The organism is Pseudomonas sp. GW821-FHT09C09 (genome assembly GCF_059418105.1).
In genome coordinates this window covers 308,730-332,370 of sequence record NZ_JBWKPF010000006.1, presented here as the reverse complement: position 1 = coordinate 332,370, position 23,641 = coordinate 308,730, and the positions used below count along the sequence as shown (strand labels likewise).

Below are 23,641 nucleotides of genomic sequence, written 5' to 3'. Positions count from 1 at the left end.
TTTTTCAAGGAACAGATGAGTGATCAGCAATACATTGAAATCATGGATCGATTGTCGGCTGATCTCGCCGTTGCTTTTCCTGACAGGCCTGGCTTCCCTTTCTGGCTGTCACCAGCTGACCACCGACCAGCGAATAGATGCCTGGATGGACAGTGGTGGCAAGTCCGCTCCAACGTATATGACTTCAAAAGAAATCAACGCGATGGAGGCAAGGCGCTATATCAGGGTTTTACGTAACACCTTGGCCGAGAAAGTGTTTCTGGCGAATAGCGAAGGCCTGCGAGGCAGCGTTAAGTTGCGGATGAAGCTCAGCCGGCAAGGTGACGTATTGCTCTGCGAGGCGCGGTCAACTGAGCCGGATTCCCCAGCCGACTTCGCCAATCTGGTCACCGATGTGTGCTGGAGCGAGATCTGGTCAACCATCCCGGAAGATCTCCAGAGCCCGGTCGACGGTTCCCTTGAGATCATCGCGCCATTGATCGCCCAGGACGATGTTTCATCCATTTCCGATTACGACCTGGGACACCGGAAGGCTGGTCTTGCAAGCCGCTTTTTCTGGGACAACCTGCTGGCCGGGCACTCAATCAACGCGTTCGGAAGCGCCCACTTTGATTTCACGGCTAACGCAAAGGGCCAAGTCACACGTTGCGATGTGACGCTTGAAAAAAGCTATTTCCGTCCAGAGTCCTTTCACCCGGATCCCCCATTACAAAAGGCACTCGCGGCTCAGTGCTTACAGCTTGATCTGCAACACATGCCCGGGTTTCAAGTGGGTGAATCCGGGGAAGTCAATCGCACGGTTTTTGTAGAGTACTTCCCATGGAAAAACCACGTGGGGAAACATCAGGAAAAAGCTGCAGCTAGCGATAAGAAAGGGGCCGCCCCCATCAGCGCCAACAAGGAACGCACATGAAGCTGCTTGAACTCACACCGGCAACCTATCACTTGAACGACAGCTACTGGGATCTTCTGCGGGCTAAAGACGGATCGCTGTATCTGCTCGTCAATTGCGAAGCGTCTTTTGTGAGTTATGACGCTCTGATCAAACTCAACGACGATGAGTTGCGCGATCACCACGGCCTGGGCTGGCTGTCCATTCAGTACCTGGCCAATCGAATCAATTATTTCGTCAGCGATTACAAGGCACGGCTGATCACGGGGCCTTTGCTTGATGCGGCGATTCAAGCGTCGAAACCGTAGATATCAAGCTTGAGCGCGATGGCTCCATCAATATCAGGCGCATTGGATCTTTTCTTGAGGATCCGTGACTCTAGACTGGTTCCCTTCCCACGATTCAACTGGAAAGGAACCCATTCAAGTGCGCGACTTCGACTGCCAACCCGTTTTATGCGGGAGCACGCTGAGGCTCAGGCCTCTGACCGAAAACGATTTTGAAGGCCTGTTTCTGGCGGCCTCAGACCCGCACATCTGGGCAGGCCACCCCGCCAGCGACCGCCATGAGCGGCCGGTATTCGAAACGTACTTCGCCGCGCGGCTGGCCACCGGCAAAACCCTGGTCGTCATCGATATCGACTCGGGGTTGATCGTGGGCATGTCGAGTTACTACACACCGCCCGACCTGCCGGACAGTATCGCCATCGGGTATACCTTCCTGGTCCGAGCGAAATGGGGTGGCGAGACCAATCGCGAACTGAAGCAACTGATGCTGGAACACGCCTTCAAAGTCTACGACACGGTCTATCTCCACATCGCCCCGTCGAACATCCGCTCACAGAAAGCCGCCATGAAGATCGGTGCGGTGCACTTGTACGATGCCGAGCTGACGCTGTCCACGACACCGGCCTGGTGCAAGTGTTACGGACTGACCAGGGAACAATGGACTGCATCGCAACAACACGCCTGAAGTTCGGGATGGATCTGCATCGTACCCATCATTTGCCTGTTAAACACTCTGCCCCTACGCCTGAACATTTGAGAACCGCATGACAGTTTCTGCATCCAATGTGCCCTTGAGCGAACAAGTCGCCTACCTGAAGCTCGCGTTGGAACTCCGTACACTTGACGTCCCGGACATCGTGCAGTGGGCGGATGCGCAGATCCGGGACCAGACGAACCCTGCCTATGAGCTGATAGAACTCGCACTGATGGGCGAATCAAATCGTTTCGACACCGCGAGTCAACTATTACGAATCGCACGTCCCGCCATGACCACCGCAGAGCTACTGCCTTACATTCTGGCCGACGCGCACAAAATGCTTCTCGACAATCCTGGCTTCGCCAGAGCGCTGGCTGAAGGGATGTATCAAGTCTGGGCGAGGGACAATGACAGTTTTACGGAGGCACTTGCCCTGTGCGGCTACTTCGATGATGCCTACAGTCTGGCCCAAGCCGGGATAAATGCAACAGTCGAACAGATCGATCAGGAAATGCTGGCGTTCACCGGAGGATTTCTGAACTGGGACTGGATGACAAGGTGCGGCAGACAAATCAAAACCGGATTGACCAGTGTCCCGACACGTTCAAACCCGCCAATTCAGGAAATCGCAGTCATCAAATCACGTTATGCAAAAGGCCAGGGCCAGGCACCCTTTCATCTCGCACTCATCCATTCGACAGCGGACGAATCGGGCTATCTGCAAATGATGGATTACGCAGACGCGGAGCATCGAGTTCCCTTCAATTCCCACGCCGAGCGACTGTGCCTGCTCACCCGTCTGATAGGCGAACGCGTGCCCATGGCCGTCGGTGGCATGTGCCCGGGCCCGGCCGATGAGGTCGCGCTGTTGATTGCAAGCAAGGCGCTCAATGGCCCTTTCATCGAACTCTCGTGGACCGCGCCACAGCAGTGGATCGTGCGCGAAATCGCAGGTGACACCGTGGAATGGGAAGCTGAACCCGACGTGGCAACGATCGCCAATACTTCGTTCGATCCGGGTTTGCTGACAGGCTCGGAATGAATTGAACGATGGAAGCTGATCACGCTTCGCTGCCCTTTCACGCACCAGCGCCAAACACAGCCCTCGCAAAATCCACGAAGCTTCGCAGCTTGGGCGTCAACCGAGGGTCCGGTGCGTACAGAAGATTCATCGGGGAAACCGGAACGTTGTAGTCCGGCAGCAGCCCGACCAGCGTTCCGCTTCTCAGCGCATCCTTGACCAGCTCCAGCGGCAACAGCACCACACCCAGCCCGGCCACCGCCGCCGACAGCAACGGATCGGCCTGATTAATCGTCAATCTGCTTTTAATCGGCACGTCGATGCAACCGTCCGGTCCTTCGAGGCGAATGTGGGAACGACCGTCGGAATAGGCGAACGCCAGGCATTCATGTTCCTGCAGATCCAGCGGGGTCGTGATCGGTGGACGCCTGGCCAGATAGGCAGGCGCCGCGCACAGCACCATTTGATATGGCTTCAAAGGCAATGCCTTCAGACCGCTGTCAGACAGCTCACCGATTCGAAACACCACGTCATACCCGCCCTCCAGCAGGTCAACGAGTTCGTTGGACAGGGTCAGATCCACCGACACCTGCGGATACCTGACCATGTACTCCAGCAGTCGAGGCGCCAGCGTGCTGACGCCAAAGGTGACCGGTGCGTTGATTCTGAGCCGGCCGCTGGGTACGCCTCGGGTCATCGCGGCCATTTCTTCGGCGGCGTCCATATCGGCCAGGATCAGCTTCGCCCGTTGATAGAACGTGCGGCCGAAGTCGGTCAGGCTCTGTTTGCGGGTCGTGCGATTGAGCAGCGAGACACCCAGATGCTGCTCGAGCATCTTGACCTGTTTGCCGACCAGTTGCGGGGACAGATTGAGCTCATCGGCCACCGCGCTGAAGGAGCCAAGCTCCACCGCTTTGACGAAGACGGCCATCAATGTGAGGCGATCCATTGGAAACCCTGTGTTTCTAGTGTTGCGCTATCGTAGGTCTTTATCTGACCCGGGCCAAAGCCTAAATTGGCGGCCATGGAAACGACGCGCACAACGGCAACAGGCGCGTTTTTTTTACTCGAACTAAGGCCGGCCACACCGGCCTCATTGATCACAGAAGAGGTAACCATGGCACGCATTGTCAGGATTCATGAATACGGCGACGCAAGCGTTTTGAAACTGGAATCGGTCGAAGTGCCGGCGCCGGCATCCGGAGAGGTGCAAATCGAGGTCAAGGCTTTCGGGTTGAATCGGGCCGAGGTCATGTTCCGCAATCACGCCTACCTGCAGGAAGCGCAATTTCCCAGCCGCCTCGGTTATGAAGCCGCCGGCGTGGTGGCTGCCGTCGGTGCCGGCGTCAGCGAGTTCAAGGTCGGCGATGCGGTCAGCCTGATTCCACCGCTGGACATCGCCAAATGGGGTACCTACGGCGAACTGGCCAACGTTCCCGCCGAGCTGACAGTCAAACACCCGTCGAACCTGTCTTTTGAACAGGCTGCTGCATCCTGGATGCAATACGTCACCGCGTGGGGCGCGCTCGTCGAACAGGCCAGACTGACGAAAAACGATTTTGTGCTGGTCACTGCCGCCTCCAGCAGCGTCGGCCTGGCAGCCTTCCAGATTGCCCGAATGGTCGGCGCGACCTCGATTGCCGTAACCCGCACCCGCGCCAAGAAGCAAGCCTTGCTGGATGCCGGCGCCGCGCACGTCATCGTCAGCGATGAAGAGGATATCGTTGCCACCGTCATGGCCCTGACCGATGGCCAGGGCGCGCGCGTAGTGTTCGATCCGATTGGCGGCCCCGGTTTCGAACAGCTCACCCAGAGCATGGCCCGAGGCGGCATTCTGCTCGAGTACGGCGCATTGAGCCCGGAACCTACGCCGTTCCCGCTGTTCACCGTGCTGGGTAAATGCCTGACCCTCAAGGGCTATCTCTACGCAGAGATCGTCGCGGATCCTGCGGCGCTGGCCCGAGCCAAGGCGTTCATCGGCGACGGCCTCGCATCAGGCGCGCTGAAGCCGATCATCGCGAAGACGTTTGCCCTTGAGGACATTCAGGAGGCGCATCGCTTTCTTGAGGCCAATCAGCAGGTCGGAAAGATTGTGGTGACGGTTTAAATCACGATGCCGCCGCGGCCCGAGGCATCGCGTCGGGCCGCCGGCATATATGCCACCGCCCCGCTAGAGCAGCAGTCCGGCTACCTGCACGGGCGTCATCTTCGTCACCATCATCAAGACGATCACGAACATCCCCAGAAAACCGGCCACCCCCATCCAGAACCATTTCCGGTAGACCGAGCGGTACTCATCCGCGAGCCCTCCCCCGGTTTCGATCGCATTCGAAGCCATCACGTACAAACGCTTCTGCAGCACCAGCACCGGCAGCCAGAGCGAACCCACGCAAAGAAAGATGATCAACGAGGTCAGCACCCATTCCGTGGTCAACGGCAGGCCGGCCAGCCTGATCAGCCCATAGCCCGATGCGATCTGAATGAAGCCTGCCGGGGTGGTGATCCATGCGTCGAAGCGCACGACCATTTTCGCCACATGAGCGATCACCTGAGGGTTGGCGGTGCGGCTGGCTGCGATCAGGTACAGGTAGGAACCCATGCCGAAGCCGAACAGGAAAACCGCGGCGATCACATGAATGTATTTGAGGCACAGGTAAAGCATGCTCAGCGCTGCCCGTCAGAGAAATGCACGGACAGACTGAGGTTTTCAGGATCGTTGATCGCGGCCATGTATTCGTCGACGGTGATTTCGCCCACGCAAGGCCGGGCGCCGGGTTCAGGCACATAGCCTTGGGCCATTTTGGTGGCCAGGGCCACAGCGGCGCAGCTTGGGATTTCCGGGCCCTTGTCATTCCATGCCGTCAGCTGAGCGGTCATGGACAGCGATTGTCCTTCAACCCCGATACCTTGCACGTCGATGTACATCGCGCTTTTGCCATCGCCGAGTCGCTCGAACCAAGTGCCCAGGCGATGCAGTCTTGCAGCCCAGGGTGCATGGTCCCGAATCAGCCCCTTCTTCTGAGCCTGTGCGAACAATGCATTGGCGACACCGCCGAGCTTGAGCCCGGCACCGGCCTTGAAGTTCAGTGTCCGGGCGCCATAACGCCCGGCGAAAATGTCCATGTCCGGCACGTCGACATTGGCCAGCAAGCGAGTGCCCAGGTGCGGCATCTTGCGCAACGTCAGATCCTGCCAGCCCGGCACCTCGTGAACCCGGCCATCCTTGAGCTGTTTGATCGGCTTGCCCGCGTAGGCAAGCACACCTTCGACAGTCGACAGCCCCGGCATCTTGGCGGAAGAGGAAATGCCATGCTCGATCGAATCTATGCGCTGAAAGCGATACCGCTGCTGATCGATGATGGCCGAAGACAGGGTCGGCACCGAACTGCATCCGCTGAGAATCACCACGCTCGCCTCTTTCGCGCGCGCATCGAGTACGCCGATACCGTTGACGAAGGTTCGGCAGTCAGACAGGTCGCAATAGTTCACACCGGCCTCGATGCAGGCCTCGGCGACCGCATAGGATTGCCCTTGAAACGGGCCGCCGGTGTGGATGACCAGCTCGATACCCATGGAATTCAGAGCGGACTTGAACCCATTCCCCATGGCATCGCCGCACCAACTTGCGCAGGCTTTTCCGGAAGCGGCTTGTAACGCCTCGACCTTGCGCAGCAACTTGTGCGCATCGCGACCCGAGATCGCCAAATCAACATCAGGCATCGACGCCAGATGCCGGCAGACAATGCTGCCGAAGTTTCCATACCCACCGACCACCAACACCTTGAACGCCATTCACCGTTTCCCTAACGATTCGATCGTAAAGCCAACTTGCCCGAGACAGGATTCGCGGGAGCTTCCCTGATATCGACGGGTCAGGCAAGTCAGTAGCAGTCGGTGATGCAAAACCCACAGCCTTGAAGGCAGCGCTTTCAAAGCGGTCTACGCTCCATCCACTACCCCCTCTGGAGTCACCGTGATGATCCGTGCCCTGCTGACCGCCTCCTTATTGGTGGCCCTGAGTGTTCCGGCCCATGCCGATGTGAAACCCTTCCCCGCGACTTTCCGCACGCAAGACATTACCGTGGACGGCGCGAAGATCCACACGCGCATCGGCGGCAAGGGCCCGGCCGTGGTGCTGTTGCATGGTTTTGGTGATACCGGGGACATGTGGGGGCCGCTCGCCACGGATCTGGCGAAGGATCACACCGTGGTCATCCCTGATCTGCGCGGCATGGGGTTGTCGTCGATTCCCGACAGTGGCTATGACAAGAAGACACAGGCGGGAGACATCCGCGCCGTGCTCGCCTCGCTGGGCATCGAACATTCGGTCGTCATCGGTCACGACATCGGCACCATGGTCGCCTTCGCCTATGCCTCGCGGTATCCACAACAGACCGATCGCCTGGTAGTGATGGATGCGCCAGTTCCGGGCATTGCGCCGTGGAATGACATCGTGCGTTCGCCGATGCTCTGGCACTTCGATTTTGGAGGCGCGGACATGGAGCGGCTGGTCGCCGGCCGCGAGCGCATTTATCTGGATCGGTTCTGGAACGAGTTCGCCGGCGACCCGAAAAAAGTCGACGAAGCCACGCGCCAGCACTACGCCAGACTCTACGCCCGCCCCGGTGCGATGTACGCGGCCTTCGCTCAGTTCCGCGCCATTCGCCAGGACGCGGTGGACAACGAAGCGTCGTCAAAGAACAAACTGACGATGCCGGTCCTGGCGGTCGGTGGCGAGAAATCCTTCGGCAACAACGAAGCCATCGTGATGCGCAACGCCGCCGACAATGTCACCGAAGTGGTGATCGCCGGCGCGGGCCATTGGCTGATGGAAGAAGCGCCGGGGGAAACCACGCAGGCGATTCGTAGCTTTATGACCCGCTGATGTTAATAAAATGGGGACAGATTTATTTTTTGAAAAATAAATCTGTCCCCATTGAATCTGCATTGAATCACTGCCGCTCGCCATACTCCGGCAACTCGATAGCATCGGCCTTCGGCGAAAGGATTTTCCCGAACAGGCGCTTGAACCCCGGCGCACTCGCCAGTCTCAACACCGCGTGGCCAAGGGCGATGCCAAGGCGCGAATGCGGCGAGGCCAGTCTGGGGGCGAAGCCGGGCACGCTTTGCGCCTGGGCGACGAAGGGCCGCATCCGTTTTTCATAAGCCGTGAACGCCTGGGCATGGTCGGCATGACGCCCCAGTTCACCGGCCAGCACATAGGCGCCGCACAGGCCCAGGCTGGTGCCCATGCCGCTGATGGGCGACGCGCAATAAGCCGCGTCCCCGACCAACGCGATGCGCCCCTTGGACCAGCGGGACATTTTGACCTGCCCCACTGCGTCCAGATAAAGATCGGTGGCATCTTCCAACGCAGCCAGCACGCGAGGTGTCTCCCAACCGGCGTCGGCGAAGAGTTGCCTGAGCAAGGACTTCTGTTCGTCCTGCGCGAGCTTTTCGTAACCGCACGGCGCCTGCTGGAAAGACAAAAACGCGCGGGTGGTGCCCAGATTGTCCGGCCGCAAGCAGACACAGCGGCCACCCGGAAGGTTATGCCAACGCATGACCTCGCCATCGCTCGGCTGTCGAGGAACAGTGAAATAGGCCGTATACAGATTGAGGGGACGACGCTGGACCTCGTTGCCGAACACCCGGTTGCGGGTCGTCGAACCAATCCCTTCAGCCACGATCACCAGATCGTAAACCTGCTCGTCGCCCTGCTCGAAACGCACATGCACCTGCTCACCATCGTCGTCCATGGCTGCAACGCTGTCGCCGAATCGGTACGTCACCCGACTCTGACTGTGCCGGATCAGCAGTTTGGCGAGTTCGCCCCGCAGGATCTCCAGTTCGGCAATCGGTCCCTCCCCGTCGAACGTATCGACACCCAGAAACGCCTTGGTCCGGTTGTTCCGGTCAACGAAGGCGATGCCCTGTTCCTGAGTCGTGTTCGCCCGAATCAAATCTTCCAGGCCCATGCGCCGGACGACCTCACGCCCGGCGCCCCGCACGTCGATCGTCTGTCCGCCATCACGAAACGCAGGCGCCCTCTCCACCACCGTGACGTCCATGCCCTGCCGGGACAGCCAATACGCCAACGCAGGTCCGGCGATGCTTGCGCCGGTCACCAGTACTTTTTTGGGATTCATCACGCGTCCCGGTTTTCAGAGGTGGCCACAGCGCTGCCCGGCAACGTGGTGCGATAGACCTCGATCACTTGCCCCAGGAAGGCTTCAACCACGGCGCGATCCTCGCCATCGAGGGCTCCTAGCACGGCGCTCAGGCCATTGAGCATCGGCGCGATATGCCGATAGGCCTGCGCCACCGATTCCGGAACCGGACACACCAGCACCCGACGCTTGTCATTGAGCTGCCGCTCGCGGACCACATGCCCGGCGCGTTCCAGTCGATCGATGACCTGCGTGATGCCCGCTGTGGTCACTGAGAGCCGTACCGCGAGTTCGGTCGGCGGCAGAGGTCCATCCGCGATCAGATGCTCCAGCGCCGCGACATCGGTCTGATTGATGCCCAGAACCGCGCCCAGATGGCTGGCAGCCTTGCGGGTGAGGATGGCGATCTGTTGCAACTGCTGGCCGACGACATCACTGGCGATCTGCAGGTTGCGGGGATCTTCGGATGGATCGGGCAGTGATGAAGGCGACGTCATGGGTAAGGTCAATCCAGGCGGTTCGTGATGAGGACGCGAAACTAACATATAGCTAACTTGCTTAGCTACCTTTCTAGACTGAAGGCAAAAAAAGGGAACCGGTCCGTTTTTCAGAAAACAGACCGGCTCCCCTCTTTCACATTGACACTACCGAGCCTCAGGCGCGCTTCGGAAGCTTCCAGTTCGGGCGAATGAAGTGACAGGTGTAGCCATTCGGAATGCGCTCCAGGTAATCCTGGTGCTCCGGCTCCGCTTCCCAGAACGGCCCGGCCGGTTCGATTTCGGTCACCACGCGTCCAGGCCACAGGCGTGAAGCGTCGACATCGGCTGCGGTGTCTTCGGCGACGTCGCGTTGCTGTTCGCTGAGGTAATAGATCGCCGAGCGATAGCTGGGACCGCGGTCATTGCCCTGACGGTTGGGCGTGGTCGGGTCGTGTATCTGAAAGAAGAACTCGAGGATCTGCCGATAACTGATAACGGCAGGGTCGAAGACGATTTCGATGGCCTCGGCGTGGTTACCATGATTGCGGTAGGTGGCATTCGGCACATCGCCGCCGGTGTAACCGACGCGCGTCTTCAGGACACCGGGGTAGCGCCGCAGCAGGTCCTGCATGCCCCAGAAGCAGCCGCCGGCAAGGATGGCAGTTTCGGTTTGGCTGGTCATGGTCTGTCCTTCCCCTTGGGGATGTTGGAGGTGACCCTTGTTATGAGGGCACACTGGCCAATTCCAAGACCTCAAATGGGGACAGATTTATTTTAAAAATAAATCTGTCCCCATTAAAGAATCAGGCAAACGCAGATTCGATGAACGCTTCCAGCGCCTGTTCTTCCAGAATCTCGATAGAAAAATGCCCGAAGCGCTTGGGCAGCCAGATGATGCGTGTCCCGGACGGTGATTGCAGGTTGGCGCGTTCCAGTGGCTGGCCGTTTTCGTCTTCTGGCTGCACACCGGCGATCACCAGTTCGTCGTAGGCCTTCTCGATGTCCGGTGTCGAATAGCAGTGACGATAGATCATCCCCTCCCCCGACGAATCCAGCAGTTCCTTGAGATTGCCCGCCAACGGCTGGACCAGCATGAAACGTTCCTGGCCGATCAGCGCAACCGCGTAGCGAACGTGCAGGCCACCCCGTTCCCAGACGAGGGTCCGGGAGATTCTGGCTTGCAGGATCTGCGCATAGTAGGCGCAGGCTTCCTCAAGGTTATTGACCAATACGTCGACGTGACTGAACTTCAGATCCATTGCATCGCTCCTTCTGACAGGCGCCCATCTTAAAAACAAAAGAGCACCCGAAGGTGCTTTTCTGTTGGTGAAAATGGGGACAGGTGAAAATGGGGACAGATTTATTTAAAAAATAAATCTGTCCCCATTAAAAAGACTACTTCGGCATCAGCACCGTATCCACTACATGAATCACACCATTGGACTGCATCACGTCCGCAATGGTGATCGCTGCCTTCCCGCCTTTGGCGTCCACCACCCACAATTTGCCGTCGTGCAGCATGACGGTCAGGGATTCGCCCTGAACGGTTTTGAGCATGACTTTGCCGCCGTGCATTTTGGCGTCATCCATCAGCTGTTTTGCCGTGTGAGTGCCGGCTACGACGTGATAGGTGAGGATCGTCGTCAGGTCGGCCTTGTGCTCCGGTTTGACGAGCGTATCGACGGTGCCGGCGGGCAATTTGGCGAAGGCTTCATTGGTGGGAGCGAAGACGGTGAACGGCCCCTTGCTGTTGAGGGTGTCGACCAGCCCCGCCGCCTTGACCGCTGCAACGAGCGTGGTGTGGTCCTTCGAGCTGACGGCGTTTTCGACGATGGTCTTGTTCGGGTACATGGCCGCACCGCCGACCATCACGGTATCGGCGGCAAAGCTCGATCCCGTGCCAAGGCAGAGCAATGTGAAGCAGGCGATGGCAATGCGTTTGATGAGCGAGTGCATGGTGTGTCTCCTGAATTCTTCGACCCTTCGAATGAGGGTGATGAATTTACGGAGCAGACGCGCAATCGGATGCATCACGGTGCAAGTATTTTTATTCGTCTATGATCGATTTTTAAAATCAGCCAAGGAGGCCACCATGAGTGTTCGTGGTAAAGATCGGCAGATCGACAACATCGAGTTCAACGTTGGCGACATTGCCCGCAGCAAGGCGCTCTACGGTGATGCGTTCGGCTGGACATTCGTTGACTACGGCCCGACCTATACCGAGTTCAGCGATGGCAGGCTTACCGGAGGCTTCACTACGGGAGAACCCGTTCGCCCGGGTGGCCCGCTGATCATTCTGTACGCGGAAGATCTCGAAGCCGCGCAGCAGCGACTTAAAACGCTGGGCGCGGTGATCACCCGCGCGACCTTTTCCTTCCCCGGTGGCCGCCGATTCCACTTCATTGATCCGGATGGCTATGAACTGGCCGTCTGGACGAACCAGGAACCGGCTCGCCCGTAACAGAGTCGACGACCGCCCCACCACCCGACAACAAAAAAGCACCCGAAGGTGCTTTTTTTGTCGCGGCTGTCAGCGTTACGAAGTCTTCACGCTGGCCCGGGCCGCGTGCAGTTTCTTGTAGCTGTCGATCAGTCGCAGATGGCGGTCGAGGCCTTCGAGCTTCATGCTGGTCGGCGTCAAGCCGTAGAAGCGAACGCTGCCGTCCACCGAGCCGATCGCCGCGTCCATCCGCTCGTTGCCGAACATGCGGCGGAAGTTAACTTCGTAGTCGGCCAGCTCCAGGTCTTCGTCCAGCTGCATCTCCAGCACCCCGTTGACGGCCTGATAGAACAGACCGCGCTCGACGGTGTTGTCGTTGTACTGGAGGAACATTTCCACCGCTTCTTTCGCTTCCTCGATTTGTCCCAGGGCGAGCCAGATCAGCAGTTTCAGTTCCAGAATCGTCAGTTGACCCCACACGGTGTTGTCGTCGAACTCGATGCCGATCAGCGTGGTGATGTCGGTGTAGTCGTCCAGTTCGCTTTCCACCAGACGCTCGACCAGTGACTGGAGTTCGTCTTCGTTCAAGCGATGCAGGTTGAGGATGTCTTCGCGGAAGAACAGCGCCTTGTTGGTGTTGTCCCAGATCAGGTCGTCCACCGGGTAGATTTCCGAGTAATCCGGCACCAGGATGCGGCAAGCAGTGGCGCCGATGTGCTCGTAGACCGCCATGTACGCTTCCTTGCCCATACCCTTGAGAATACTGAACAGGGTTTCGGCCTCCTCGACGTTGGAGTTTTCCCCCTCGCCGGTGAAGTCCCATTCCACGAACTCGTACTCTGCCTGCGCGCTGAAGAAGCGCCACGACACCACGCCGCTGGAGTCGATGAAGTGCTCGACGAAGTTGTTCGGTTCGGTGACCGCCTGAGCTTCGAAGGTCGGCTGCGGCAGATCGTTCAGGCCTTCGAAGCTGCGGCCCTGCAGCAGTTCGGTCAGGCTGCGCTCCAGCGCCACTTCGAAGCTCGGGTGTGCGCCAAACGAGGCGAACACACCGCCGGTTCGCGGGTTCATCAGCGTAACGCACATCACCGGGAATTCACCGCCCAGCGACGCATCCTTCACCAGCACCGGGAAGCCCTGGGCTTCCAGGCCTTGAATGCCGGCCATGATCGCCGGGTACTTGGCCAGCACTTCCTGCGGCACATCCGGCAGGGCAAATTCGCCTTCGATGATTTCGCGTTTCACCGCACGCTCGAAGATTTCCGACAGGCACTGCACCTGGGCTTCGGCCAGGGTGTTGCCGGCGCTCATGCCGTTGCTCAGGTACAGGTTTTCGATCAGGTTCGACGGGAAGTACACAACCTCGCCGTCCGACTGACGCACGAACGGCAGCGAAACGATGCCGCGCTCTTCGTTGCCGGAGTTGGTGTCGATCAGGTGCGAACCGCGCAGCTCGCCGTCGCGGTTGTAGATCTTCAGGCAGTACGGGTCGAGGATCTCGCTCGGCAGCTCGTCGTTGCTGCCCGGCTTGAACCAGCGCTCGTCCGGGTAGTGCACGAACGGCGCATCGGCCAGGTCCAGACCCCAGAACTGATCGTTGTAGAAGAAGTTGCAGTTCAGGCGCTCGATGAACTCGCCCAGCGCCGACGCCAGCGCGCCTTCCTTGGTCGAGCCCTTGCCGTTGGTGAAGCACATCGGCGAGTGCGCGTCGCGAATGTGCAGCGACCACACGTTGGGCACGATGTTGCGCCACGAGGCGATTTCGATCTTCATGCCGAGGTCGGCGAGGATGCCCGACATGTTGGCGATGGTCTGCTCAAGCGGCAGGTCCTTGCCCGGAATGTAGGTGCTGGCGCTGGAGTTCGCGCCCGGCATCAGCAAGGCCTGGGCGTCGGCGTCGAGGTTTTCCACTTCTTCAATGACGAACTCGGGGCCGGCCTGCACCACCTTCTTCACGGTGCAGCGGTCGATGGAGCGCAGGATGCCCTGGCGGTCCTTGTCGGAGATGTCTGCCGGCAGCTCGACCTGAATCTTGAAGATCTGGTTGTAGCGGTTCTCCGGGTCAACGATGTTGTTCTGCGACAGGCGGATGTTATCGGTCGGGATATTGCGGGTTTCGCAATACAGCTTCACGAAGTACGCCGCACACAGCGCCGACGAAGCCAGGAAGTAGTCGAACGGCCCCGGTGCCGAACCATCGCCCTTGTAGCGGATCGGTTGGTCGGCCACCACCGTGAAGTCGTCGAACTTGGCTTCAAGTCGAAGGTTGTCGAGAAAGTTGACCTTGATTTCCATGGGGGACTACCAGAATAGCGAGCTGAACAGAATGGCCGCCATTATCCGGTTTTTGAGCGGGAAGTCTTGTGCTTTGGCGTTTTGGCCGCCGACCGGAGCGCCGGTCAGGTCGAGACGTTGCGCTGCGCCATCTCGGCGACGATGGCGTCGATCACGCAGCGTGCGGTCGGTGACAGGCTTCTGTTGGGCAGGCTGACGACACCGATTTCGGAGTGCAATCCGGGCCGGTCCACGACCTGCAATTCGATCAGGTTGCCGCTGTGCAGGTTTTCCGCCACGGCGCCGTGAATCACGCCGAGGATGGTATCGGTCGAACAGGCCACCGTCCTGAGCAGCGCCACATCGTCGCACTCCAACGCAAGCGGCAAGGCCTGGCGCGTGGAAATGCCCAGGGTATGTGCAGTTTCTTCCTTTACCACGGCCGGCAGGCGCGTCGTGGCGATGCCGTACTTTTCCAGGTCTCTCATCGTCACCGCGCGCCCGGCCAACGGGTGCTGTGGCCGGACGAAGAACCCCGCCGAGGCCTGACCCAGCGGGCGGATCAGCAGATCGGTGTCGGCCGAGAAATTGCGAATGTCCGCGACGAAGAATTCGATCGCTTCGTCCCGCAACCGGGCTTCAAGAATCTGCCAGTTATTGATCTCGACCCGCAGGGTGACTTGCGGATATTCCCGACGCAACCGAGGCACCACTTGGTGCATCAACATCGCCGCCGGAAACGGCCCGACGCCGAACGCGAGGTTGCCGAGCCGGCCATCGCCGTAAAGCGCCAGATCTCGTTCCAGCGAGCGTGCATCGAACAGCAGACGCCGGGCCCGCTCGATCAGAAACTCCCCCGCTGGCGTCGGGCGCACGTCGCCACTGTCCCGGTCGAACAGGCGCTGTCCGGTTTCGCTTTCGAGCGCCTGGATGCTGCGGCTCAGGGCCGGCTGGCTGAGGTGTACGCGTTCGGCAGCGCGGCCGAAATGGCGCTCATCGGCAAGGGCCAGCAGGTGTGTCAGTCGTTTGAGGTCCATGTCGCCGATGCTAGCCACGCATTATCCGGATGTAAACAATGCATTGGATACATCGCACCCACCTCCCTACTCTCTGATGAATTGATCCTCGGAGAACAACAAGAATGAGACCGACCTTTCACACACTGATCGCCCTGACGCTGGTTTCCCTCGCCGGCTGTGACAAACCGCCCAGCGTTGCCAGCGGTGAAGCGACGTCCGCCACTGCGGCGGTGATAGAAGCCTCGATCAAGGGCCTGGACCTCAACGACACTCGGGACATGGAGGACGCCCAGCGCGGTCTTATCGCCCGTCCGACAGGCCAGATCCTCGGCTCCGACGGTTCTGTGCTGATCGATTTCGATGCGTTCAGATTCGTCGAAGGCAAGGCTCCCGCGACCGTCAATCCAAGCCTTTGGCGCCATGCGATGCTGAATGCCCAGATCGGCCTGTTCAAAGTCACTGACGGCATCTACCAGTTGCGCGGCTTCGACATCGCCAACATGACGCTGATCGAGGGCCAGACCGGGTGGATCGTGGTCGACCCGCTGACTTCGAAGGAAACCGCCGCCGCTGCCCTGGCCTTTGCCCGCGAGCAACTGGGCGACAAACCCGTGACCGCCATCATCTTCACCCATGACCACGCCGACCACTTCGGCGGTGTACTGGGCATTACCTCGGTCGCGGAAGTGGCCGAGCGCAAGATTCCCGTGGTGGCGCCTGTCGGTTTCATGGAGGAAGCCACCAGCGAAAACGTGTTGGCGGGGCCTGCGATGTCGCGCCGTTCGATGTATCAGTTCGGCAAGAACCTGACGCCGGGCGCCACCGGCATGGTGGATACCGGGCTGGGCAAAAACGTCGCCTACGGCAGCATCGGCATTCTGCCGCCGACGCAAATCATCGATCAGCCGACGCAGGAACTTGTGATCGACGGCGTGACCTTCGTGTTCCACAACATTCCCGGCGCTGAGGCCCCGGCCGAGCTGACCTTTTCCATCCCCGAACGCAAGGCCTACGGCGGTGCCGAGCTGCTGGCGCAGACCATGCACAATCTGTTGCCGATCCGTGGCGCCAAGGTCCGCGACGCGTTGCTCTGGTCCGACTACGCCCAGGCTGCCCTTGATGAACTGGGCGACACCGAAGTCTATTTCGGCCAGCATAACTGGCCGGTCTGGGGCAATGAGCGCATCCGCGAATTCATCACCAAGCACCGCGACGTCTACAAGTACATGCACGACCAGACCGTGCGCCTGATGAACGCCGGCTACACACCCGACGAGATCGCCGAGAAAATCCAGTTGCCCGACTCACTGGCCTCCTACTTCGGCACCCGCGGCTATTACGGCGACGTGCGACACAACGTCAAGGCGATCTACCAGATGTACCTCGGCGCCTACGATGGCAACCCGGCACATCTGAATCCGCTGCCTCCCAGAGAGTCCGCCAGACGCTACGTCGAGTTGATGGGCGGCAGCACCAAAGTGGTCGAGGCTGCACGCGTGGCCTATGACAAAGGCGAATACCGCTGGGCCGCCGAGCTGCTGGATCAAGCCGTCCTCGACCAACCCGGCGACAAGGCCGCCAAGGAACTGCTGGCCCGGGCCTATGAACAGCTGGGCTATCAGTCGGAATCGGCGACCTGGCGCAACAGCTACCTGACCGCCGCCCAGGAACTGCGCAACGGCCCGCCGGAAAAAGGCGTGCGCCGCTCGGATCTCATCGAGCTGATGAAGCAGACGCCCACCGAACGCTTCCTCGAAGCCATGGCCGCCAGCCTCGACGGCCCGGCGGCGGACGGCAAGAACTGGGCCTTCAACCTGCAACTGACCGATACGAAGGAATCGTTCGTGCTGTGGATCGAGAACGCCGTGCTGCACTATCGCCGGGGCGCACCGGCCAGCAATGCCAACGCCACGTTGAGCGTCACCAAGGATCTTTTCGTGCAACTGCTGGGCGGCACGGCGGGGTTCAAGGACGCGCTCACGTCCAAAGACCTGAAGGTCGATGGCAGCACGGTGGATCTGGTGAGATTCCTCGGATTGCTGGAGAAAGCTCCGGGCAACTTTGCAATCGTCGCTCAGGCGCGCGATTGATTCGTGCAGGGTCGTTCGGATGTAATGCCTGAAGAGGTCAAACCCTGAGCAAGTCCGGCTAGGTATCTGTACGCCGCTTTCGACGATTCTAGGGCCGACCGTTACTCCAGGAGCTTCACTCCGTGCCAGACGCACCGACGCAAACTGCCTACGCAAAGCGCTTCACCGTCGTACTCGCCTACATCGACGCCAATCTTGAGGGCGATCTGTCGGTGAAAACGCTGAGCCAGGTGGCGAACTTTTCCGAGTTCCACTTTCACCGGCAGTTCACGGGTTACGTCGGCGTGCCTGTCTCGCGCTATGTGCAGTTGATGCGCCTGCGCCGTGCCGCGCACCGTTTGAGCACCCTGCCCGACCATTCGGTGATGGAAGCCACGCTCGACGCGGGGTTCGAAAGTCCCGAAGCGTTCTCCAGGGCATTCAAGCGAGCCTTCGGCACTTCGCCGGCGGCATTTCGCAAGGCTCCGGACTGGAGCGTCTGGCACACGGTCTTCGCCATACCTCACTTTTCAAGGAGCATTGCCATGCAGGTACGAATCGTCGACTTCCCCGGAGTTCAGGTCGCTGCGCTCGATCACCGTGGGCCGCCAGGCCTTGTCAATCAGAGCGTGCAACGCTTCATTCAGTGGCGCCAGCAGAGCGGGCAATCGCCGGTGGCATCGAGCCGCACCTTTGGGATTCCTTACGGCAACCCTGACACGACGCCGCCGGAGGACTTCCATTTCGCGATCTGTGGCGAAATCCGTGAAGCGGTGGCGCCGAATGAATTCAACGTCCGCGAGCTGAGCATTCCGGCCGGCCGCTGCGCGGTGGTGCGTCACACAGGTTCAACCGATCACATCGGTGAAACCATCTACCCGGTCTACCGCGACTGGCTGCCCGCCAGCGGAGAAGAATTGCGCGATCACCCGCTGTTTTTCGAGTACTTGAGCATCAGCCCCGAGACCCCGCAGGAGCAGTGGCAAACGGATATTTACGTGCCGCTGCGCTGACAATCGCCTGCCCCTCAGGCTCAGCTAAGTTTCACTGGATACCTTCTCTCCTGCGCACATTCAGCGCTGCTCAGGAGAGGCCATCCACCCATGAAACCCGCCATAGCCGACTGGCTCAACAAAGTGCCCGAAGTGACGCTGTCCTTCTGGGTGATCAAGATCCTGTCCACGACCGTGGGTGAAACCGGGGCCGACTTTCTGGCCGTCGACGCCGGTTTCGGCGCCGGCCCGACCAGCCTCGGCATGGCCGCGCTGCTGGCCATCGCGCTGTTCACCCAAATGCGTACCAAGGCCTACACGCCCTGGATCTACTGGCTGACCGTGGTGCTGGTGAGCATCGTCGGCACGCAGATCACCGACATCCTGACCGACATGCTGGACGTCAGCCTCTACACCAGCACGGCGGTGTTCTCCGTGTTGCTGGTGGTGAATTTCCTGATCTGGTACCGGACCGAGCGCAGCCTGTCGATCCGCGAAATCGTCACCCCGCGCCGGGAGCTGTTCTATTGGGCCACGGTGCTCTGCACCTTTGCCCTCGGCACCGCCGCCGGTGACCTGGCCACTGAAGCACTGGGCCTGGGCTTCACCGTCGGCGCAGTGATCTTCGGCGCGTTGATCGCGGCCACCCTGATCGCCTGGCGTCTGGGTGCCAATACCGTGCTGACGTTCTGGATCGCCTACATCCTGACCCGCCCCTTCGGCGCCTCCCTCGGCGACTTGCTGACCCAGGCCAAGACCTACGGCGGCCTCGGCATGGGCGCGACCTGGACCAGCGCGATCTTTCTGTGCGTCATCGTCCTGCTGGTCACCGTTGCGCAGATCAGCGTCGGCAATCGCAAAGCAATCACTCAGTAAACCTTCAGACTTTCATCAAGGAATCATCATGCGCCAGATTCAAAACATCATTCGTCACGTTGCCATCGTCTCGTCCATCTGCCTGCTGAGCATTGCTGCCGGCTGCTCGAAACCGGCGGACAAACCGGCTGCAAACGCCGCTGCAGGAGCCGTCAGCACACAAGGCCAGGCCGCCTCCAAACTGGGGGATCTGTCCGAGTTCCGCAACATCGCGGCCGACGTTGCTGCCCTGGTCGATAAAAACGATCTGCCCGGCGCCAAGGCCCGGATCAAGGATCTGGAAACCGCCTGGGACTCGGCCGAGGCCGGAATCAAACCCCGTGCCGCCGGCGACTGGCACATGCTGGACAAGGCCATCGACCGCTCGCTCGACACCTTGCGCGCCAGCACCCCGCAACAGAAAGACTGCAAGGCGCGGATGGACGAGTTGCTCAAGGCCTTCGACTCGCTGAAGGGCAACGCCTGATCCGGGGCCGGACAAACCCTTGCACAGATGCTTCAATACAAGCGCGACGGCCCTGCCCGTCGCGCTATTTTTTTTGGAGAGCGGGTCATGCGGATATTACTGGTGGAAGACGACCCGATGATCGGCGATGCCATCCAGGGCGCGCTGAACGACGCCAGCTACGCCACCGACTGGGTGAAAAACGGCCTCACCGCACTGGCCACCCTGGACACCCAGCACTACGACCTGGTGCTGCTGGACCTCGGCCTGCCCGGCAAGGACGGACTGGACGTGCTCGACAGCATTCGCGCTCGCAATAACCCGGTGCCGTTGCTGATCATCACCGCCCGGGACGGTCTCGACGATCGCCTGCGCGGTCTCGATGGTGGTGCTGACGATTACCTGCTCAAGCCCTTCGACATGGCCGAGTTGCTGGCGCGGATGCGCGCGGTACTGCGGCGCAAGGGCGGGACTGCGTTGTCCTTGCTCGACAACGGCGTGGTGTCTCTCGATCTGGTCTCCAAGCAAGCCACGACCGCCGACAACCCGGACGTGCAATTGTCCAGCCGCGAATTCGCCCTGTTGCAGGCCCTGTTGATCCGGCCCGGGGCAATCCTTTCGCGCAGTGAACTGGAAGACCGGCTCTATGGCTGGGGCAATGAAGTGGAAAGCAACGCGGTGGAGTTTCTGATTCACGCCCTGCGCCGCAAACTCGGCAGTCACGTCATCAAGAACGTCAGGGGAATGGGATGGATGGTTTCAAAAGGCGCCTGAGGGATTCGGTGCAGCTGCGGCTGTCGGTCACCCTGTCGCTGGCGATTCTGCTCGTTGCACTGCTGGCCGCGGCGTTTGCGTTCGTTTCGGCGCTGGACGAAGCCCACGAAATGCAGGATGAAACCTTGCGTCAGGTGGCGGCCCTCTACGACCGCCAGCAAATGACCCTGCACTACCCCGCCGCTCAGGCCGTGGACGACGACAACGAAGAGTCCCGGGTCATCGTGCAGTACCTGGCCGACGGCAGCCAAGCGGTCGGCAACGACGACGCCCTGCTGCCACTGCCCTTCCACACGACCCTGTCCGATGGCCTGTCGACCTTGAAAGTGACGGGTGAAGACTTCCGCGTACTGGTGAGAACCACCGCCCGTGGCGAGCGCATCGTCGTCGCCCAGGAAACCGGCGTGCGCGACAAGGAGGCCCGCGAAAGCGCCTGGCGCAGCCTGTTGCCGTTTCTGATTCTGTTTCCGGTGCTGTTGCTGGTGGTGGGCGATCTGGTGCGCAAGATGTTCCGCCCCATCGCCACGCTCTCGGCCGATATCGACCAGCGTGACGAACAGGCCCTGCACCCGGTGGACGCAAGCCATGTGCCAAGCGAGATCCGGCCGTTTGTGGTGGCCATCAACCGCCTGCTCGGTCGCGTCGCCCAGTCCGTGGACAACCAGCGGCGTTTCGTCGCCGATGCCGCCCATGAACTGCGCTCGCCGATGACTGCCCTGTCCCTGCAAGCCGAACGACTGGCCGCCACGGAAATGCCGGCCGCCGCCCGCGAACGCCTGCTGCCGTTGTCCCGAGGCATAGAGCGCAGCCGGAACCTGATCGATCAATTGCTGAGCCTGGCTGCCGCGCAGTCGAGCTCAAATGCAGTGCCGACTCACGTTTCCGTTCTGCACATTTACCGACGGATTCTGGAAGACCTGTTGCCACTGGCGGACCGCAAGAATATCGATATCGGCGTCGAGAGCAGCGAGGACGTGCAGGTCAACATCAACGAAACCGACCTGCTGATCCTGGTCCGCAACCTGGTGGACAACGCCATCCGCTACACCCCGCCCGGCGGACGCATCGACCTCTCGGTCAAGCGCGAGCAAGCGGCGGTCGTCCTGCAAGTCAGCGACACCGGCCCCGGGATTGCCGTGGAAGAACAGGCGCGCGTCTTCGACCCGTTCTACCGCAGCCTGGGCACCGATGAGTCGGGCTCGGGACTGGGTCTGTCCATCGTCAAGGCGATTGCCGATCGCACGGGGCTCAAGGTTGATCTGGGGTTTACCGACGTCATCGAGCGCAGCGGTCTGTGTGTCACCGTGAGCATCGAGCAACCCTGAGCCGCTTCCCATCCTTACATTTCGACCTGCGTCCCCAGTTCGATCACCCGGTTCAACGGCAGCTTGAAGTACTTCAGGTTGCTGTTGGCATTCTTGAGCAGGAACGCGAACAGATACTCGCGCCACTTGGCCATGCCGATGCGCTTGGTCGGGATGACCGTTTCACGGCTCAGGAAATACGTGGTGCGCATCGGGCTGAAATCCAGTTCGGCCAAGTGGCAAAGGCTCAGCGCCAACGGCACATCCGGTTCCTCGGTAAAACCGAAATGCAGGTTGACCCGGAAGAAGCCGTCGCCATAGGACTCGACTTCGAAACGACGATCCACCGGCACTCGCGGGCTGTCTTCGGACACCACGGTCAACAGCACCACCTGCTCGTGCAGCACCTGGTTATGCAACAGGTTGTGCAGCAGCGCGTGGGGAACCGCGTCGGCCCGCGCCGTCAGGAACACCGCCGTGCCCTGCACGCGATGAGGTGGCTGCGCACGGATGCTGCTGATGAACAACGGCAGCGGCAACGCGGTTTCATCCAGTCGCTCGACGATAATTTTGCGTCCGCGCTTCCAGGTGGTCATCAGGATGAACAGGCCGATGCCGGCGATCACCGGGAACGCACCGCCCTGCAGAATCTTCGGCGCGTTGGCCGCGAAGTACAGGCTGTCCACCAACAGAAAACCGAACAGCATCGGAATCGCCAGCCAGCGCGGCGTCTTCCACAGCAACAACACCACGGCGGCGGACAGGAGGGTGGTGATCAACATGGTGCCCGTCACCGCCACGCCATAAGCGGCAGCCAGGGCACTGGAAGATTCGAAACCGATCACCAGCAGCACCACACCGACCATCAACGCCCAGTTGACCGTGCCGATGTAGATCTGGCCCTGCTCCTGGCTCGAGGTGTGCTGGATGAACATGCGCGGGACGTAGCCCAGCTGGATGGCCTGGCGCGTCAGGGAGAACGCACCGGAAATCACCGCTTGCGAAGCAATGATCGTCGCCAGCGTCGACAGCGCGACCATCGGCAGCAGCGCCCATTCCGGGGCCAGCAGATAGAACGGGTTACGCACCGCTTCCGGGTTGCCGAGGATCAACGCGCCCTGGCCAAAATAATTCAGGACCAGACCGGGCAGGACCAGCATGAACCAGGCGCGGGCAATCGGTTTGCGACCGAAGTGGCCCATGTCGGCGTACAAGGCTTCCGCACCGGTCAGCGACAGGACGACCGCGCCCAGAATCGCCACACCCATGCCCGGATGGGCCGTAAAGAAGCGCACCGCCCAGAGCGGGTTCAGCGCCTGCAACACCTCGGGGCGCTGCACAATGCCGTAGACCCCGAGCGCGCCCAGCACCACGAACCACAGCACCATGACCGGGCCGAACAGGATGCCAATCCGCGCGGTGCCATGTTTCTGGATCAGAAACAGCGCCACCAGCACCAGCACCGACAACGGCACCACCCAGTGCTCGATGCCGTCGAACGCCAGCTCAAGCCCTTCCACCGCCGAGAGCACCGAGATCGCCGGGGTGATCATGCTGTCGCCGTAGAACAGCGCCGCACCGAACAGTCCGAGCAACACCAGCACCTTGCTCAAGTGCGGGTAAGGCGCCGACGCACGACGGGCCAACGCCGTCAGCGCCATGATGCCGCCCTCACCCTGGTTGTTGGCCCGCAGGATGAACAGCACGTACTTGATCGACACCACCCAGATCAGTGACCAGAAAACCAGCGACAGAATGCCCAGCACACCGTCGTGATTGAGCTGCACGCCGTAGTGGCCGGAAAACACTTCTTTGAGGGTGTAGAGGGGGCTGGTGCCGATATCCCCGTAAACCACACCGACAGCGGCCACCAGCATGGCTGCGCCCGAGGTTTTGGTTGGG

General features: G+C 60.4%; 24 protein-coding genes. 13 read left to right on the top strand and 11 right to left on the bottom strand.

The features are described from left to right. The first annotated feature begins 19 nt into the window (after window positions 1-19). The 4 genes from AC07NR_RS20985 (at window position 20) to AC07NR_RS20970 (ending at window position 2,918) form a co-directional block, all read left to right on the top strand. Complete coding sequence (locus AC07NR_RS20985) at window positions 20-913, top strand: hypothetical protein (RefSeq protein WP_495079365.1); 894 nt, start codon at window positions 20-22, stop codon at window positions 911-913. Next, window positions 910-1,200: a hypothetical protein gene (locus AC07NR_RS20980; RefSeq protein ID WP_495079364.1), complete on the top strand. Its 291-nt coding sequence runs from the start codon at window positions 910-912 to the stop codon at window positions 1,198-1,200. The genes AC07NR_RS20985 and AC07NR_RS20980 overlap by 4 nt, the downstream gene beginning before the upstream one ends. Window positions 1,201-1,318: 118 nt before the next feature. Beyond that, the gene (locus AC07NR_RS20975) at window positions 1,319-1,864 is read left to right on the top strand and encodes a GNAT family N-acetyltransferase (RefSeq protein ID WP_495079363.1); all 546 of its coding nucleotides are present in this window, start codon (window positions 1,319-1,321) and stop codon (window positions 1,862-1,864) included. A gap of 79 nt (window positions 1,865-1,943) precedes the next feature. Then, window positions 1,944-2,918, top strand: a complete 975-nt coding sequence (locus AC07NR_RS20970; RefSeq protein WP_495079362.1) for a hypothetical protein — start codon at window positions 1,944-1,946, stop codon at window positions 2,916-2,918. Between the two features lie 37 nt (window positions 2,919-2,955). Here the strand turns inward: AC07NR_RS20970 and AC07NR_RS20965 are convergent, their stop codons facing one another. Further along, window positions 2,956-3,846 (bottom strand): LysR family transcriptional regulator, encoded by an 891-nt coding sequence (locus tag AC07NR_RS20965; RefSeq protein ID WP_085733973.1) that lies wholly within the window; start codon window positions 3,844-3,846, stop codon window positions 2,956-2,958. Between the two features lie 168 nt (window positions 3,847-4,014). Between AC07NR_RS20965 and AC07NR_RS20960 the strand changes: the two genes are divergently transcribed. Next, window positions 4,015-5,004: a zinc-dependent alcohol dehydrogenase family protein gene (locus AC07NR_RS20960; protein WP_305836271.1), complete on the top strand. Its 990-nt coding sequence runs from the start codon at window positions 4,015-4,017 to the stop codon at window positions 5,002-5,004. A 63-nt stretch (window positions 5,005-5,067) separates the two neighbouring features. Here AC07NR_RS20960 and AC07NR_RS20955 read toward each other — a convergent pair whose 3' ends face one another. Together AC07NR_RS20955 and AC07NR_RS20950 are read right to left on the bottom strand one after the other, a co-directional pair. Continuing rightward, window positions 5,068-5,559 carry a DUF2269 family protein gene (locus AC07NR_RS20955; RefSeq protein ID WP_114882385.1) on the bottom strand — a complete coding sequence of 164 codons (492 nt, stop codon included), beginning with the start codon at window positions 5,557-5,559 and terminating at the stop codon, window positions 5,068-5,070. Window positions 5,560-5,561: 2 nt separating this feature from the next. After that, complete coding sequence (locus AC07NR_RS20950; protein ID WP_495079361.1) at window positions 5,562-6,689, bottom strand: saccharopine dehydrogenase family protein; 1,128 nt, start codon at window positions 6,687-6,689, stop codon at window positions 5,562-5,564. A 184-nt stretch (window positions 6,690-6,873) separates the two neighbouring features. Here AC07NR_RS20950 and AC07NR_RS20945 point away from each other — a divergent pair, with 184 nt between their 5' ends. Then, window positions 6,874-7,782 carry an alpha/beta fold hydrolase gene (locus AC07NR_RS20945; RefSeq protein WP_495079360.1) on the top strand — a complete coding sequence of 303 codons (909 nt, stop codon included), beginning with the start codon at window positions 6,874-6,876 and terminating at the stop codon, window positions 7,780-7,782. 67 nt (window positions 7,783-7,849) lie between these two features. Here the strand turns inward: AC07NR_RS20945 and AC07NR_RS20940 are convergent, their stop codons facing one another. The 5 genes from AC07NR_RS20940 to AC07NR_RS20920 all read right to left on the bottom strand — a co-directional run bounded on the left by AC07NR_RS20940 (window position 7,850) and on the right by AC07NR_RS20920 (window position 11,502). Beyond that, the gene (locus tag AC07NR_RS20940) at window positions 7,850-9,046 is read right to left on the bottom strand and encodes an FAD-dependent monooxygenase (RefSeq protein ID WP_495079359.1); all 1,197 of its coding nucleotides are present in this window, start codon (window positions 9,044-9,046) and stop codon (window positions 7,850-7,852) included. Further along, window positions 9,046-9,564 carry a MarR family winged helix-turn-helix transcriptional regulator gene (locus AC07NR_RS20935; RefSeq protein ID WP_495079358.1) on the bottom strand — a complete coding sequence of 173 codons (519 nt, stop codon included), beginning with the start codon at window positions 9,562-9,564 and terminating at the stop codon, window positions 9,046-9,048. Before AC07NR_RS20935 ends, AC07NR_RS20940 begins: the two co-directional genes overlap by 1 nt. Before the next feature lie 157 nt (window positions 9,565-9,721). Continuing rightward, on the bottom strand, window positions 9,722-10,228 hold the full coding sequence (gene msrA, locus AC07NR_RS20930; RefSeq protein ID WP_119429189.1) for a peptide-methionine (S)-S-oxide reductase MsrA: 507 nt from the start codon (window positions 10,226-10,228) through the stop codon (window positions 9,722-9,724). Window positions 10,229-10,349: 121 nt separating this feature from the next. Continuing rightward, window positions 10,350-10,805, bottom strand: a complete 456-nt coding sequence (locus AC07NR_RS20925; protein ID WP_495079357.1) for a VOC family protein — start codon at window positions 10,803-10,805, stop codon at window positions 10,350-10,352. Window positions 10,806-10,941: 136 nt separating this feature from the next. Beyond that, window positions 10,942-11,502 carry a fasciclin domain-containing protein gene (locus tag AC07NR_RS20920; RefSeq protein ID WP_495079356.1) on the bottom strand — a complete coding sequence of 187 codons (561 nt, stop codon included), beginning with the start codon at window positions 11,500-11,502 and terminating at the stop codon, window positions 10,942-10,944. A 136-nt stretch (window positions 11,503-11,638) separates the two neighbouring features. On the opposite strand from AC07NR_RS20920, the gene AC07NR_RS20915 reads away from it, so the two are divergent. Then, window positions 11,639-12,007: a VOC family protein gene (locus AC07NR_RS20915; RefSeq protein WP_495079355.1), complete on the top strand. Its 369-nt coding sequence runs from the start codon at window positions 11,639-11,641 to the stop codon at window positions 12,005-12,007. Window positions 12,008-12,082: 75 nt separating this feature from the next. Here AC07NR_RS20915 and AC07NR_RS20910 read toward each other — a convergent pair whose 3' ends face one another. Beyond that, entirely contained in the window at window positions 12,083-14,281 is a 2,199-nt protein-coding gene (locus AC07NR_RS20910) for an OsmC domain/YcaO domain-containing protein (protein WP_495079354.1), read from the bottom strand. Between the two features lie 104 nt (window positions 14,282-14,385). Beyond that, entirely contained in the window at window positions 14,386-15,315 is a 930-nt protein-coding gene (locus tag AC07NR_RS20905; protein WP_495079353.1) for a LysR family transcriptional regulator, read from the bottom strand. An 86-nt stretch (window positions 15,316-15,401) separates the two neighbouring features. On the opposite strand from AC07NR_RS20905, the gene AC07NR_RS20900 reads away from it, so the two are divergent. The 6 genes from AC07NR_RS20900 (at window position 15,402) to AC07NR_RS20875 (ending at window position 21,760) form a co-directional block, all read left to right on the top strand. Next, the gene (locus AC07NR_RS20900) at window positions 15,402-17,369 is read left to right on the top strand and encodes an alkyl/aryl-sulfatase (RefSeq protein WP_495079352.1); all 1,968 of its coding nucleotides are present in this window, start codon (window positions 15,402-15,404) and stop codon (window positions 17,367-17,369) included. A gap of 122 nt (window positions 17,370-17,491) precedes the next feature. Continuing rightward, entirely contained in the window at window positions 17,492-18,361 is an 870-nt protein-coding gene (locus AC07NR_RS20895) for an AraC family transcriptional regulator (protein ID WP_495079351.1), read from the top strand. Window positions 18,362-18,451: 90 nt separating this feature from the next. Further along, complete coding sequence (locus tag AC07NR_RS20890; protein ID WP_114882372.1) at window positions 18,452-19,216, top strand: COG4705 family protein; 765 nt, start codon at window positions 18,452-18,454, stop codon at window positions 19,214-19,216. A 28-nt stretch (window positions 19,217-19,244) separates the two neighbouring features. Then, window positions 19,245-19,682, top strand: coding sequence for a hypothetical protein (locus AC07NR_RS20885; protein WP_495079350.1), 438 nt, complete (start codon window positions 19,245-19,247; stop codon window positions 19,680-19,682). Window positions 19,683-19,769: 87 nt separating this feature from the next. Then, window positions 19,770-20,435 (top strand): response regulator, encoded by a 666-nt coding sequence (locus tag AC07NR_RS20880; RefSeq protein ID WP_114882371.1) that lies wholly within the window; start codon window positions 19,770-19,772, stop codon window positions 20,433-20,435. Further along, window positions 20,411-21,760 carry an ATP-binding protein gene (locus AC07NR_RS20875; RefSeq protein WP_495079349.1) on the top strand — a complete coding sequence of 450 codons (1,350 nt, stop codon included), beginning with the start codon at window positions 20,411-20,413 and terminating at the stop codon, window positions 21,758-21,760. Before AC07NR_RS20880 ends, AC07NR_RS20875 begins: the two co-directional genes overlap by 25 nt. 14 nt (window positions 21,761-21,774) lie before the next feature. On the opposite strand, the gene AC07NR_RS20870 is transcribed toward AC07NR_RS20875, so the two are convergent. After that, window positions 21,775-23,616: a potassium transporter Kup gene (locus AC07NR_RS20870; protein WP_423205468.1), complete on the bottom strand. Its 1,842-nt coding sequence runs from the start codon at window positions 23,614-23,616 to the stop codon at window positions 21,775-21,777. Window positions 23,617-23,641: the final 25 nt, after the last annotated feature.

Coding starts and splice junctions, on each gene's coding strand:
- AC07NR_RS20945 (WP_495079360.1), top strand. CDS start 6,874: ATGATCCGTGCCCTGCTGACCGCCTCCTTATTGGTGGCCCTGAGTGTT.
- AC07NR_RS20915 (WP_495079355.1), top strand. CDS start 11,639: ATGAGTGTTCGTGGTAAAGATCGGCAGATCGACAACATCGAGTTCAAC.
- AC07NR_RS20955 (WP_114882385.1), bottom strand. CDS start 5,559: ATGCTTTACCTGTGCCTCAAATACATTCATGTGATCGCCGCGGTTTTC.
- AC07NR_RS20965 (WP_085733973.1), bottom strand. CDS start 3,846: ATGGATCGCCTCACATTGATGGCCGTCTTCGTCAAAGCGGTGGAGCTT.
- AC07NR_RS20900 (WP_495079352.1), top strand. CDS start 15,402: ATGAGACCGACCTTTCACACACTGATCGCCCTGACGCTGGTTTCCCTC.
- AC07NR_RS20910 (WP_495079354.1), bottom strand. CDS start 14,281: ATGGAAATCAAGGTCAACTTTCTCGACAACCTTCGACTTGAAGCCAAG.
- AC07NR_RS20980 (WP_495079364.1), top strand. CDS start 910: ATGAAGCTGCTTGAACTCACACCGGCAACCTATCACTTGAACGACAGC.
- AC07NR_RS20870 (WP_423205468.1), bottom strand. CDS start 23,616: ATGCTGGTGGCCGCTGTCGGTGTGGTTTACGGGGATATCGGCACCAGC.
- AC07NR_RS20940 (WP_495079359.1), bottom strand. CDS start 9,046: ATGAATCCCAAAAAAGTACTGGTGACCGGCGCAAGCATCGCCGGACCT.
- AC07NR_RS20890 (WP_114882372.1), top strand. CDS start 18,452: ATGAAACCCGCCATAGCCGACTGGCTCAACAAAGTGCCCGAAGTGACG.
- AC07NR_RS20935 (WP_495079358.1), bottom strand. CDS start 9,564: ATGACGTCGCCTTCATCACTGCCCGATCCATCCGAAGATCCCCGCAAC.
- msrA (WP_119429189.1), bottom strand. CDS start 10,228: ATGACCAGCCAAACCGAAACTGCCATCCTTGCCGGCGGCTGCTTCTGG.
- AC07NR_RS20885 (WP_495079350.1), top strand. CDS start 19,245: ATGCGCCAGATTCAAAACATCATTCGTCACGTTGCCATCGTCTCGTCC.
- AC07NR_RS20880 (WP_114882371.1), top strand. CDS start 19,770: ATGCGGATATTACTGGTGGAAGACGACCCGATGATCGGCGATGCCATC.
- AC07NR_RS20970 (WP_495079362.1), top strand. CDS start 1,944: ATGACAGTTTCTGCATCCAATGTGCCCTTGAGCGAACAAGTCGCCTAC.
- AC07NR_RS20960 (WP_305836271.1), top strand. CDS start 4,015: ATGGCACGCATTGTCAGGATTCATGAATACGGCGACGCAAGCGTTTTG.
- AC07NR_RS20925 (WP_495079357.1), bottom strand. CDS start 10,805: ATGGATCTGAAGTTCAGTCACGTCGACGTATTGGTCAATAACCTTGAG.
- AC07NR_RS20875 (WP_495079349.1), top strand. CDS start 20,411: ATGGATGGTTTCAAAAGGCGCCTGAGGGATTCGGTGCAGCTGCGGCTG.
- AC07NR_RS20920 (WP_495079356.1), bottom strand. CDS start 11,502: ATGCACTCGCTCATCAAACGCATTGCCATCGCCTGCTTCACATTGCTC.
- AC07NR_RS20950 (WP_495079361.1), bottom strand. CDS start 6,689: ATGGCGTTCAAGGTGTTGGTGGTCGGTGGGTATGGAAACTTCGGCAGC.